Origin of the sequence: Escherichia sp. S10b (genome assembly GCF_028421345.1) — a bacterium.
In the GTDB taxonomy this organism is placed as follows: Bacteria; Pseudomonadota; Gammaproteobacteria; order Enterobacterales; family Enterobacteriaceae; genus ECMA0423.
This window is the reverse complement of the sequence record NZ_JAHZSO010000097.1, coordinates 1-13,074: the sequence shown is the minus strand read 5'-3', so window position 1 is coordinate 13,074 and position 13,074 is coordinate 1. Positions and strand designations below refer to the sequence as shown.

The window sequence follows — 13,074 nt, the reverse complement described above, 5'->3', positions numbered from 1 at the left end:
GGCTGTGCGGCGTGCCGTCAGCCCAAAAATTCACAAATGTTGCTCGGCCCAGCGTAAGAAATCTTCTTTCGGTAATGCCTTGCTGTAGAGCCAGCCCTGACCGTAGTGCACGCCATGCTGGCGTAGCCACTCTTCTTGTTTACTGGTTTCGATTCCCTCCGCTACCATTTTCAGTTTCAGTGTTTTTGCCATTTCGATGATATGCGGCGTGACATTTTTATATTCCAGCGCATCAACGAAAGATTTATCGATCTTCAGAATGTCGACATCCAGATCCTGTAAATAACTTAAACTTGAATATCCCGTACCAAAATCATCAAGATAAATTTCATGGCCCGCCTCCCGGTAGCGAGAAATTATCGGGGCGCTGGTTTTCGGATCGGCAAACTCGCGTTCAGTGAGTTCAAGCGCGATCTGTCTGGGATTAACCTGATAGTGATTGATCATTTCACGCAGCAATTGCGGGATTTTTTCCGAGGTGAGCACGGTGGATTCAAGATTGATCGAAATATGCTGCTGTGGATGCTGACGCAGCCAGTCGCCCATATCTTCAAAGACGCTTCTTATAATCAGTAGCGTCAATGGCTCAGAAAGGCCCGTTTGCTGTGCCAGCGGAATAAAACTATCTGGTGACAACCAACTACCGTCTGTCTGCGGCCAGCGCGCCAGTGCCTCAGCACCGACAATTTTGCCATTGGCTAAGGAGACAATCGGCTGATAGTGCACGCAAATATCACGATTTTCGATAGCATCCTGCAGCCGATGATGCGGTGACTGGATACGGCGCAAAATACGCAGCACAAACATCGCTGCCAGCAGGCCAATCACCAACCCGAGCGGTAACCAAATAAAGACTTGCCGATGCCAGCCTTTCTGCAACATTTTCGTTGAAGCCCAGGTGATGATCGAAATATTCATCTCCGGGAAGGGCAGGATATCGTAAATGATTCCATTATTTTCGATATGCTCACCGGGTGTTTTTTGTAGCCTGGTAATAATTCCCTGAGCAATTTCATCGCTGCTGGTTATGACAACGTTATGGGCATTGCCAATAATGGCGGCATCAATTTGCCATGAGCTATAGGGAATGACATCAATAAAGGAAGCGGGGTCGATCATGACGACATAATGTGCCGTTCCCATGGCGACCATGTAACGGATAATGCCTAAATCGTTATGCGATGTTAACCAGACACGATAACCATCTTTCGAAATTTTACCTGGCTCGGGGAAGGTATCGGGCGGACTTTCATGCTCCAGAGACGAACACTGGGGAACGTTGTTATCGATATAAACCACTTCCTGAATATAGCGATAACTGTAAGATACCCGACGCATTTCCATGAGATGGGCTTCGCTACAGGCAGCGCCTTGCCATCTTTCCAGCTCTTGCAGCGCATCTTTCCCTTGTGTCGCCACCTTATTGGCCCGAATAGCGACGCGGGAGGAATAGGTATCCAGCTCTTCAATAAACGATGTTTCTACCTGCTGATGGGCCAGCCAGATGCTTAAGCCGACAGGCAGCAATACTGAAAGAATCAGTACTCCCGAAATAAGGCCGACCAGATGTCGTGTTCTCACCAGCATATCCTTATTAACACAGTGTAGGGAAAGTATATCTGATTGTGGAAAAAGGCTGGCAGGAGATAAGGAGGTAGAGCTGGTATTTCATGAAGTGATGGGTGGAAACGATCATTGTCATTTGACCAGGCGCAGAGCTTTACGCCTGGTATGTAACCCTAACTTAAGATGTTGATTCGGCGCGAGCGAGGGTAAAAATATCGTAAAAAGACAGTTCACCTTTACGGACGATCATTTTTTGCAGTTGTTCCTTATGAACATCCGCGACACGCGGAGAGTTCAAGATGGCTTCAACCAGCGCGGCAGGTACAAAGCGCGTGTTGTACCATTCGCCGTTATAGCAAACGCGGAAATCCAGCACGTCGATATCTTCATAGCGGTAGCGTGGGTAGACATCGAAAAAGAAGAAACCATTAAGCAGGATAAATAATACAACCAGTAGCCAGACAGAGCCTGACAGCGTTTCGGACTGCAACATCACCGCCAGGGTGGCAAAAAAAGCAACGTACATACCGATAAACAGCCCCGGATGTTTACGGATAAAACTGATACTAAAGCGGGGTTTGTTGTCGCGTTTTTCGCGGGTATTCAGAGACTCAATCGTTTCGGTCAGCAGGCGTTGTATTTCGGTCATCGTTTGCCTTCGTGGTATCTGCAACTTTCCAGGGAACACCCTATTTTAACGTGGGAATAGTAGAGGGGAAGTAACAGATTTACCACAATTTTGCATAACAGTTGCGAAAAACCGATTACAATTTTTTAATTATTCTGGCTGGATTACCGCCCACGACAACGTTGTCCGGGACATCTTTTGTGACAACTGCACCTGAGGCTACCACGACGTTATCACCAATGGTCACACCAGGGTTAATGACCGCGCGTCCGCCAATCCAGACGTTATTACCGATGGTGACGGGTTTCCCCAGTTCAGCACCGCTATTACGTGCTACAGGGTCGATGGGATGTGTTGCCGTGTAGATATGAACGCCTGGTGCCAACATACAGTTATCACCGATGCGAATAGGGCAGACATCAAGCATCACGCAATCGAAGTTGGCGAAAAAATTATTACCGAGAAAAATGTTATAGCCATAGTCACAGCGAAACGTTGGCTCAATATAAGCCTCTGTCACCTGACCGAATAGATCAGCGAGAATTTGCTGGCGTAATGTGTGCTCTTCCGCCAGGGAATGATTGTATCGGTGAATAAGCTGACGAGCGCGCAGGCGATCGCGAGATAACGTCTCATCTGCCGAGCGATACAACTCACCAGCAATCATCTTTTCTTTTTCTGTGCTCATTACTGACCTCCGGTTGCTGAAAATGCGGCAACACAGTAAGACGAAAAGTCAGTGAAGAGAACGTTCCCATTACATCTGTGTGATAAAGATCACATAGGGTATGTCTTCATGGTGAAAAAGTATAAAATTCTTAATAAACAGCCGGTTATAGCTCCGAAAGCGAATTATTTATTAGCGAATAAATTTCCATACTGAGGAAGGGATCTTGTCGTATAGTTTATTCATGGTCAATTCGGCGAGGCGGTGATCTGCGGCTGAGTAAAATACCGCCAGTTCATTATCTGATAATTCGTATTTATTTTTCTCGATAACACGCTCCAGCGTGTCAATTGTCTGGCAACGACGTAAACGCATTAAATAATCGGTTTTCGTTAAAGGTTTTTCGGACATACTTCTACCCATGGTTGTAATAATTCTAACAAGATAAACTCGCAGGATTCTCTTTCGTCGCATTGACAAAACAACGGAATAGTCGATTACCTGACTTCCGCCATTTCTGAAGATCCTGCATATTAATACCATAACTGCTGAACAACATAAAGGTGTCATCCAGATATTCGTCGATCTGCTCAATGAGCTTATTGTCTTCATTATACTTAATTTTGTAATTAAGTGCGAAGGTCGCAATATGCTCAATCAGTTCATTCAACTGGAGGTTGATCGCCGAGGTTGGGTCGTTAACCCAGCCATGATTGCTTTCTTCAAGGTTTGCAAGACAGTCATGATACAGGGTTTCACAGAGAAACTTAAGCTGTGCGATATCATGTCTTTTGGGTGAGTATTCATCCATAACGCGTCCCCTTCTTAGCGGTTGAACTAACGGACACCTTTCGGGATGGAAAAAACTTACTGACCTGGACTTGCCCTCTCGTTTGTTAGCTTAACTATAAGCCACTCTTTGCAGGTTTTCATCGCATTATTACGAAAAATTACAATTAGGAAGGAATCGGGACAGGACTCACTTTTTCATACTAGCACTAACCCGCAGCAGGTAAAAGCAGTTTGCTCGAACTGTTCATAACATTTCAGGATTATCGCCAGATGAAATTGGTGACACTAATACCAGGATTGCTCTGAATATGACGTAATAACCGAGGAATGAATAAAGAATTACCGCAAATAATTAAGAATAGCCTCTAAATGATTATGGATTATTAAATCTATTAGCGCTACTTAATATAAATTAACTAACAATCAGTATTTTTTATGAATTTTATCCGTGGTTAATACTGGTTTTCGTATGAGATCCTGAGTTGGTGGTTCAATTACTCCTTAATGTTCGTAGGTTATGCATAAAAAAGGCCGCTTGCGCGGCCTTAGTGATTACACGTTGTATCAATGATGATCGACAGTATGGCTGTGCTCGATATCTTCATTCTTGCGGCTAAAGCGGCGGCGAACCACCACAAAGAATACCGGAACGAAGAAGATTGCCAGTACCGTTGCGGTCACCATCCCGCCCATTACACCGGTACCTACTGCGTTCTGCGCGCCGGAACCAGCACCAGTACTGATAACCAGCGGCATAACGCCGAGGATAAACGCCAGCGAGGTCATCAGGATCGGACGTAAACGCATCCGCACTGCATCAAGCGTCGCTTCAATCAGACCTTTACCTTCTTTATCCATCAAGTCTTTGGCGAATTCGACGATAAGTATCGCGTTCTTCGCCGACAACCCAATGGTTGTGAGCAGGCCTACCTGGAAGTAAACGTCATTGGTCAGGCCACGGAAGGTGGCAGCCAGCAACGCACCGATAACCCCCAGCGGAACGACCAGCATAACGGAGAACGGAATCGACCAGCTCTCGTACAGCGCCGCCAGACACAGGAATACGACAATCAACGAAATCGCGTACAGTGAAGGTGCCTGGTTGCCGGAGAGGCGTTCCTGATAGGACATCCCCGTCCAGTCATAGCCAACACCGGTAGGCAGTTTGCTCGCCAGTTGTTCCATTAGCTCCATTGCTTCACCGGTACTTTTACCCGGTGCCGCCTGGCCTAAGATTTCCATGGATGGCAGGCCATTGTAACGTTCCAGACGCGGCGAACCGTACTCCCAACGAGAAGAGGAGAATGCCGAGAACGGCACCATCTGACCATCAGCAGCACGAACATACCAGTCGCCGATATCATCCGGCAGCATACGGTATTTCGCTTCTGACATGACGTAAACTTTCTTCACACGACCGCGGTCGATAAAGTCGTTCACATAGCTACCGCCCCATGCAGCGCCCAGAGTGGTGTTAATGTCATTGATAGAAACACCCAGCGCCTGCGCTTTTTCCTGGTCGATATCAATCTTAAACTGCGGGGTATCTTCCAGACCGTTTGGACGTACGCTGGTCAACATATCAGGGTGCTTCGCTGCTTCTGCAAGCAACTGGTTACGCGCCTGAGTCAGTTTTTCGTGACCAAGGCCAGCCTGGTCAATCAGCTCAAAGTCAAAGCCGGTTGCAGTACCCAGTTCCACGATTGCGGGCAGGTTAAAGGCGAAAACCATCGCATCTTTGATTTGCGAGAAAGCGCGTGTTGCACGCATGGTAATCGCTTCAACTTTGTTTTCTTCGCCCGGACGATCGGCCCAGTCCTTCAAGGAAACGAACGCAATACCGGTATTCTGACCACGTCCCGCAAAGCCGAAGCCGTTAACGGCGAACACCGACTCAACGTTGTTCTTTTCTTTGGTCAGATAGTAATGCGTTACCTCATTGAGCACTTTCTGCGTACGTTCCTGCGTTGCACCTGCTGGCAGCTGAACCATGGTCATAAATACGCCCTGGTCCTCATCTGGCAAGAAGGAGCTTGGCAGACGCACGAACAGATAGGCCATGCCGACCACGATGATCAGATACAGCACCAGGTAACGCCCCGTACTGCGCAGAATACCGCCTACGCTGTCGGTGTAGTGGTGCGTGCTCTTCTCGAACATGCGGTTAAACCAGCCGAAGAAGCCTTTTTTACCTTCCCCGTGATCGCCTTTGGCAATCGGTTTCAGCATGGTGGCACAAAGAGCCGGAGTCAGGATCAACGCTACCAGTACCGACAGCGCCATTGCTGAAACAATGGTAATAGAGAACTGACGATAGATAGCACCAGTAGAACCGCCAAAGAAGGCCATCGGTACGAATACCGCTGACAGTACCATCGCGATACCGACCAGAGCGCCCTGAATCTGCCCCATCGACTTACGGGTAGCTTCTTTTGGCGGCAAACCTTCTTCCGCCATAACACGCTCCACGTTTTCTACCACAACGATAGCGTCATCCACCAACAAGCCGATGGCGAGCACCATCCCGAACATTGTTAGCGTGTTTATCGAGAAGCCAAAGGCGGCAAGGACGGCAAAGGTCCCGAGCAATACCACCGGTACGGCAATGGTCGGAATCAACGTCGCGCGGAAGTTCTGCAGGAACAGATACATCACCAGGAACACGAGGATGATCGCTTCGACCAGCGTTTTAACCACTTCGTGAATAGAGATTTTCACGAACGGCGTGGTGTCGTACGGGTAAACAATTTTCAGACCTGACGGGAAGAACGGTTCCATCTTCGCCAGTTCAGCACGGATTGCCGCAGCGGTATCCAGCGCGTTTGCACCGGTCGCCAGCTTGATCCCCAGACCGGAAGCCGGTTGGCCGTTAAACTCTGCGATGATGTCGTAGTTCTCACCACCCAGCTCAATCTTCGCCACATCACGCAGCAGTACGCGGGAACCATCCTGATTCACTTTCAGCAGGATTTTGCCGAACTCTTCAGTAGAGGTCAGACGCGTCTGAGCAATAATAGAGGCGTTAAGCTGTTGGCCTTTCACCGGCGGCGTACCACCGAGCTGACCCGCCGCAACCTGGGCGTTCTGCGCTTTGATGGCGGTAATGACATCAACCGGCGTTAGCTGGAATTTGTTCAGCTCATTCGGGTTCATCCAGATACGCATCGCGTACTGTGAACCGAACAACTGAACATCACCCACGCCCGACGTACGGCTGATGGCATCTTTCATATTCGCCGCTACGTAGTCAGAGATATCCTCCTGCGTCATGGTGCCATCGGTGTTGATAACGCCGACAACCATCAGGAAGCTGCTGGATGATTTCTCAACGCTCACCCCTTGCTGCTGAACTTCTTGCGGCAGCAACGGCATCGCCAGCTGCAGTTTGTTCTGCACCTGAACCTGCGCGATATCCGCATCAGTACCAGACTCAAAGGTCAGGGTGATCTGCACGGTACCCGTGGAGTCACTGTTAGAGGACATGTACATCAGGTTATCGATACCGTTCATATTCTGTTCGATAACCTGTGTCACCGTGTCCTGCACTGTTTTCGCATCAGCGCCGGGGTAGGAGGCGGAGATCGTTACTGCCGGCGGTGCAATCGTAGGATATTGCGCCACCGGCAGTTTGAGGATCGCCAGCCCCCCTGCCAACATGATGATAATGGCGATCACCCACGCAAAAATCGGGCGATCGATAAAGAAATTAGGCATGTCTTAACGGCTCCTGTTTAAGTTAAGACTTGGACTGTTCAGGCTGAGCACCGCTTGCGGCTTGCTGGTTATTATCAGCGGTAACTTCTTGTGCTTTTACCTGGACACCAGGACGCACTTTCTGCAGCCCACTTATTACTACGCGATCGCCTGCTTTCAGACCTTCTGTCACCAGCCACTTATCGCCAATAGCCTGGCTTGCAACGATCGGACGGGTTTCCACTTTGTCATCCGCGCCAACTACCAGTACGGTGGCATCACCACGCGGCGTACGGGTTACGCCCTGTTGCGGGACTAAAATAGCGTTTGGATTAAGCCCTTCTTCCAGACGTGCGCGCACGAACATACCCGGCAGCAGAGTGTGATCCGGGTTCGGGAAGATAGCGCGTAGGGTGATAGACCCAGTGGTCTGATCAACGGTAACGTCAGAGAATTCCAGCGTACCGTCCTGCGGGAACTTAATGCCGTCACTGGTGATCAGCGACACTTTGGCTTTGCCGTTCTCTTGTTTCAGCGTGCCATTCGCCAGTTCCTGTTTCAGGCGCAGGAAGTCGTTGCTGGACTGGGTCACATCAACGTAGATCGGATCAAGTTGCTGCACGGTTGCCAGCGCAGTCGCCTGACCGTTCTGTACCAATGCGCCTTCCGTCACGTTCGACTTACCAATGCGACCGCTAATCGGAGAGGTGACTTTGGTGTAAGCCAGATTGATCCGCGCAGTTTCAACGGCAGCTTTCGCCGCAGTTACCGCAGCATTCGCCTGTTGCGCATCAGCCAGAGCCTGATCGTACTCTTGCTTACTGATGTACTGAGTACCGAGCAGTTTCTGATAACGATTCACCGTCAATTGCGCGATATTGGCTGCAGCCTGGGCTTTCGCCAGATCACCTTTCGCACTGTCGTATGTCGCCTGATAGGTCGCAGGATCAATCTGATAGAGAGAGACACCAGCTTCGATGTCGCTACCTTCTTTGAAATTACGCTTCAGGATAATCCCGCTAACTTGAGGACGAACTTCTGCGATCCGGTAGGCACTGGTGCGACCCGGAAGCTCGGTTGTGATCTGCAGAGGTTCAGTTTTGACTGTTACTACGCCAACGGCGGGCATCTGCTGGCCACCTTGTTGGGCCTGTTTGTCGTCACATCCTGTTAGGGCTAAGCTGCCTGAGAGCATCAGAACGACCGCCAGAGGCGTAAACCCTCTGTTTTTGTTCATATGTAAACCTCGAGTGTCCGATTTCAAATTGGTCAATGGTCAAAAGTTAATAAACCCATTGCTGCGTTTATATTATCGTCGTGCTATGGTACATACATTCACAAATGTATGTAAATCTAACGCCTGTAAATTCACGAACATATGGCACGAAAAACCAAACAAGAAGCGCAAGAAACGCGCCAACACATCCTCGATGTGGCTCTACGTCTTTTCTCACAGCAGGGGGTATCATCCACCTCGCTGGGTGAGATTGCAAAAGCAGCTGGCGTTACGCGCGGTGCAATCTACTGGCATTTTAAAGACAAGTCGGATTTGTTCAGTGAGATCTGGGAACTGTCAGAATCCAATATTGGTGAACTAGAGCTTGAGTATCAGGCAAAATTCCCTGGCGATCCACTCTCAGTATTAAGAGAGATATTAATTCATGTTCTTGAATCCACGGTGACAGAAGAACGGCGTCGATTATTGATGGAGATTATATTCCACAAATGCGAATTTGTCGGAGAAATGGCTGTTGTGCAACAGGCACAACGTAATCTCTGTCTGGAAAGTTATGACCGTATAGAACAAACGTTAAAACATTGTATTGAAGCGAAAATGTTGCCTGCGGATTTAATGACGCGTCGGGCAGCAATTATTATGCGCGGCTATATTTCCGGCCTGATGGAAAACTGGCTCTTTGCCCCGCAATCTTTTGATCTTAAAAAAGAAGCACGCGATTACGTCGCCATCTTACTGGAGATGTATCTCCTGTGCCCCACGCTTCGTAATCCTGCCACTAACGAATAACCCTGAATCTGACTCCAGGATTTTTCCTGGACATTTTCGTCGTTGCTATTCTGGTTCACTGCGTCGTGATATTCTTGCGGTTTGACTTTTTCAGGTCGTTCTTCAGGTTCAGAAACCTTCATTCATCATGACTATGTTCCAGTATTACAAACGATCACGGCATTTTGTTTTTTCAGCATTTATTGCTTTTGTTTTTGTCTTGTTATGCCAGAACACGGCGTTTGCGCGGGCGTCATCGAATGGTGATCTGCCGACAAAAGCGGACCTGCAGGCACAACTTGACTCACTGAATAAACAAAAAGATCTTTCTGCTCAGGACAAACTGGTGCAGCAGGATCTGACAGATACATTAGCCACCCTCGATAAAATCGATCGCATAAAAGAAGAGACAGTTCAGCTACGGCAAAAGGTTGCTGAAGCGCCGGAAAAAATGCGCCAGGCGACCGCGGCGTTAACTGCACTTAGCGATATCGATAATGACGAAGAAACGCGCAAAATTCTGAGTACGCTGTCGTTGCGCCAGCTGGAAACTCGCGTTGCCCAGGCGCTGGACGATTTGCAAAACGCACAAAACGATCTGGCGTCTTATAACAGCCAGCTGGTTTCGTTACAGACGCAGCCCGAACGCGTGCAAAATGCGATGTATAATGCTTCGCAGCAGCTGCAACAAATTCGCAGTCGTCTGGATGGGACTGATGTCGGCGAGACTGCCTTACGTCCCAGCCAGAAAGTGTTAATGCAGGCTCAGCAGGCGTTGCTGAATGCGGAGATTGACCAGCAGCGTAAAAGCCTGGAAGGGAACACCGTCTTGCAGGATACCTTGCAAAAGCAACGTGATTACGTGACGGCGAACAGCGCCCGTCTGGAGCACCAGTTGCAGCTGTTGCAAGAAGCGGTAAACAGCAAGCGCCTGACTTTAACTGAAAAAACGGCGCAGGAAGCCGTCTCCCCGGATGAAGCCGCGCGTATTCAGGCTAATCCGCTGGTGAAACAGGAACTGGAAATTAACCAGCAGTTAAGTCAGCGTCTGATTACCGCGACTGAAAACGGTAATCAGTTGATGCAGCAAAACATTAAAGTCAAAAACTGGCTGGAGCGGGCGCTGCAATCGGAACGCAATATTAAAGAGCAGATTGCCGTCCTGAAGGGCAGCCTGCTGTTGTCTCGTATCCTTTACCAGCAACAACAAACGCTGCCCTCGGCGGATGAACTGGAAAACATGACCAACCGCATTGCGGATTTGCGTCTCGAACAGTTTGAAGTTAACCAGCAGCGTGATGCACTCTTCCAGAGCGATGCATTCGTCAACAAACTGGAAGAAGGTCACACCAACGAAGTCAACAGCGAAGTTCACGATGCGTTATTGCAAGTGGTTGATATGCGTCGCGAATTGCTGGATCAACTCAACAAACAGTTGGGTAACCAGCTGATGATGGCCATTAACCTGCAAATCAACCAGCAGCAGTTAATGAGCGTATCGAAAAACCTGAAATCCATCCTGACTCAGCAAATCTTTTGGGTGAACAGTAACCGTCCAATGGACTGGGACTGGATCAAAGCGTTCCCGCAAAGCCTGAAAGATGAATTTAAGTCGATGAAAATCACGGTGAACTGGGAAAAAGCCTGGCCTGCCGTTTTTATCGCTTTCCTCGCCGGTTTGCCGCTGCTGTTGATTGCCGGGCTGATCCACTGGCGTCTGGGCTGGCTGAAAGCGTATCAACAGAAACTGGCTTCCGCTGTGGGTTCCCTGCGTAACGATAGCCAGCTCAACACACCAAAAGCGATCCTTATCGACCTGATCCGCGCGCTGCCGGTGTGCCTGATTATTCTCGCGGTTGGCCTGATTCTGTTGACCATGCAGCTCAACATCAGCGAACTGCTATGGTCGTTCAGTAAAAAACTGGCGATTTTCTGGCTGGTGTTTGGCCTGTGCTGGAAGGTACTGGAGAAAAATGGCGTTGCCGTGCGTCACTTCGGCATGCCGGAGCAGCAGACCAGCCACTGGCGTCGGCAAATTGTCCGCATCAGTCTCGCGTTGCTGCCTATCCATTTCTGGTCTGTGGTGGCAGAACTTTCCCCGCTGCATCTGATGGATGATGTGCTGGGGCAGGCGATGATTTTCTTCAACCTGCTGCTGATTGCCTTCCTGGTATGGCCAATGTGCCGCGAAAGCTGGCGTGATAAAGAGTCGCACACCATGCGACTGGTCACCATTACCGTGCTGTCGATTATCCCGATTGCATTGATGGTGCTGACTGCCACGGGTTATTTCTACACCACGCTGCGCCTCTCCGGGCGTTGGATTGAAACCGTTTATCTGGTGATCATCTGGAACTTGCTCTACCAGACGGTATTGCGCGGCTTAAGCGTAGCGGCGCGGCGTATCGCCTGGCGTCGTGCGCTGGCGCGTCGGCAGAATCTGGTGAAAGAGGGCGCAGAAGGTGCCGAACCGCCGGAAGAACCCACCATTGCACTGGAACAGGTTAACCAGCAGACGCTGCGTATTACCATGTTGCTGATGTTTGCGCTGTTCGGTGTCATGTTCTGGGCAATTTGGTCCGATTTGATCACCGTGTTCAGCTATCTCGACAGCATCACGCTCTGGCATTACAACGGCACTGAAGCTGGCGCTGCGGTGGTGAAAAACGTCACCATGGGCAGTCTGTTGTTTGCGATTATCGCCTCAATGGTGGCCTGGGCGTTGATTCGCAACCTGCCTGGTTTACTGGAAGTGCTGGTGCTCTCGCGACTGAATATGCGTCAGGGCGCGTCGTATGCCATTACTACCATCCTTAACTACATCATTATTGCCGTTGGTGCGATGACGGTGTTCGGATCGCTGGGCGTCTCTTGGGATAAACTCCAGTGGCTGGCCGCAGCATTATCCGTAGGTCTTGGTTTTGGTTTACAAGAAATTTTCGGTAACTTCGTCTCCGGTTTGATCATTCTGTTCGAACGTCCGGTGCGTATTGGCGATACGGTAACCATTGGTAGCTTCTCGGGGACGGTAAGTAAGATCCGTATTCGTGCGACAACGATTACCGATTTCGATCGCAAAGAAGTGATCATCCCGAACAAAGCGTTTGTTACCGAGCGTCTGATCAACTGGTCGTTGACTGACACTACTACGCGTCTGGTGATCCGTCTCGGCGTGGCCTATGGCTCCGATCTGGAAAAAGTGCGTAAAGTGTTACTGAAGGCGGCGACTGAGCACCCAAGGGTGATGCACGAACCAATGCCGGAAGTCTTCTTTACGGCGTTTGGTGCCAGCACGTTGGATCATGAGCTGCGTCTGTATGTGCGTGAACTGCGTGACCGTAGTCGTACTGTCGATGAGCTGAACCGTACTATCGATCAGCTGTGCCGTGAAAACGACATCAACATTGCCTTTAACCAGCTTGAAGTGCATCTGCACAACGAGAAGGGCGATGAGGTGACGGAAGTCAAACGCGACTACAAAGGCGATGACCCGACGCCAGCGGTAGGGTAATAACCACAGGGGGCGACATTTAGTTGCCCCGAGATTACTGACAAAGTGCGCGTTGTTCATGCCGGATGCGGCGTGACCGCCTTATCCGGCCTACGAAACCGCAAGAATTCAATGTATTGCAGGAGCGGTGTAGATACTGTTATGGCCTGCAAGTTTTTTCCTGGTCCGGTTTCCCGGATTGCAGGCATGCCAGACACAGCGCCGTCAGGCGC

The 13,074-nt window shown here is 49.7% G+C and carries 9 protein-coding genes; 2 read left to right on the top strand and 7 right to left on the bottom strand.

What is annotated here, in order from left to right:
- Positions 1-30: 30 nt before the first annotated feature.
- The 7 genes from pdeB to acrA all read right to left on the bottom strand — a co-directional run bounded on the left by pdeB (position 31) and on the right by acrA (position 8,583).
- Positions 31-1,581, bottom strand: coding sequence for a cyclic-guanylate-specific phosphodiesterase PdeB (gene pdeB, locus FTE26_RS07285; protein ID WP_001299455.1), 1,551 nt, complete (start codon positions 1,579-1,581; stop codon positions 31-33).
- Between the two features lie 163 nt (positions 1,582-1,744).
- Complete coding sequence (locus FTE26_RS07280) at positions 1,745-2,215, bottom strand: YlaC family protein (RefSeq protein WP_000136192.1); 471 nt, start codon at positions 2,213-2,215, stop codon at positions 1,745-1,747.
- Between the two features lie 115 nt (positions 2,216-2,330).
- Positions 2,331-2,882 carry a maltose O-acetyltransferase gene (maa, locus tag FTE26_RS07275; protein ID WP_000102564.1) on the bottom strand — a complete coding sequence of 184 codons (552 nt, stop codon included), beginning with the start codon at positions 2,880-2,882 and terminating at the stop codon, positions 2,331-2,333.
- A 171-nt stretch (positions 2,883-3,053) separates the two neighbouring features.
- Entirely contained in the window at positions 3,054-3,272 is a 219-nt protein-coding gene (locus FTE26_RS07270; RefSeq protein ID WP_001291435.1) for an HHA domain-containing protein, read from the bottom strand.
- A gap of 25 nt (positions 3,273-3,297) precedes the next feature.
- Positions 3,298-3,672 carry an Hha toxicity modulator TomB gene (gene tomB, locus FTE26_RS07265; RefSeq protein ID WP_000344800.1) on the bottom strand — a complete coding sequence of 125 codons (375 nt, stop codon included), beginning with the start codon at positions 3,670-3,672 and terminating at the stop codon, positions 3,298-3,300.
- A gap of 545 nt (positions 3,673-4,217) precedes the next feature.
- Complete coding sequence (gene acrB / locus FTE26_RS07260) at positions 4,218-7,367, bottom strand: efflux RND transporter permease AcrB (RefSeq protein ID WP_001132469.1); 3,150 nt, start codon at positions 7,365-7,367, stop codon at positions 4,218-4,220.
- 22 nt (positions 7,368-7,389) lie between these two features.
- Positions 7,390-8,583 carry a multidrug efflux RND transporter periplasmic adaptor subunit AcrA gene (acrA, locus tag FTE26_RS07255; RefSeq protein ID WP_001295324.1) on the bottom strand — a complete coding sequence of 398 codons (1,194 nt, stop codon included), beginning with the start codon at positions 8,581-8,583 and terminating at the stop codon, positions 7,390-7,392.
- 141 nt (positions 8,584-8,724) lie between these two features.
- On the opposite strand from acrA, the gene acrR reads away from it, so the two are divergent.
- Together acrR and mscK are read left to right on the top strand one after the other, a co-directional pair.
- Positions 8,725-9,372 carry a multidrug efflux transporter transcriptional repressor AcrR gene (gene acrR, locus FTE26_RS07250; protein ID WP_000101737.1) on the top strand — a complete coding sequence of 216 codons (648 nt, stop codon included), beginning with the start codon at positions 8,725-8,727 and terminating at the stop codon, positions 9,370-9,372.
- 127 nt (positions 9,373-9,499) lie between these two features.
- Entirely contained in the window at positions 9,500-12,862 is a 3,363-nt protein-coding gene (gene mscK, locus FTE26_RS07245; RefSeq protein WP_000177712.1) for a mechanosensitive channel MscK, read from the top strand.
- The last annotated feature ends 212 nt before the right edge of the window (positions 12,863-13,074 follow it).

Coding starts and splice junctions, on each gene's coding strand:
- FTE26_RS07270 (WP_001291435.1), bottom strand. CDS start 3,272: ATGTCCGAAAAACCTTTAACGAAAACCGATTATTTAATGCGTTTACGT.
- FTE26_RS07280 (WP_000136192.1), bottom strand. CDS start 2,215: ATGACCGAAATACAACGCCTGCTGACCGAAACGATTGAGTCTCTGAAT.
- acrA (WP_001295324.1), bottom strand. CDS start 8,583: ATGAACAAAAACAGAGGGTTTACGCCTCTGGCGGTCGTTCTGATGCTC.
- mscK (WP_000177712.1), top strand. CDS start 9,500: ATGACTATGTTCCAGTATTACAAACGATCACGGCATTTTGTTTTTTCA.
- acrB (WP_001132469.1), bottom strand. CDS start 7,367: ATGCCTAATTTCTTTATCGATCGCCCGATTTTTGCGTGGGTGATCGCC.
- maa (WP_000102564.1), bottom strand. CDS start 2,882: ATGAGCACAGAAAAAGAAAAGATGATTGCTGGTGAGTTGTATCGCTCG.
- tomB (WP_000344800.1), bottom strand. CDS start 3,672: ATGGATGAATACTCACCCAAAAGACATGATATCGCACAGCTTAAGTTT.
- acrR (WP_000101737.1), top strand. CDS start 8,725: ATGGCACGAAAAACCAAACAAGAAGCGCAAGAAACGCGCCAACACATC.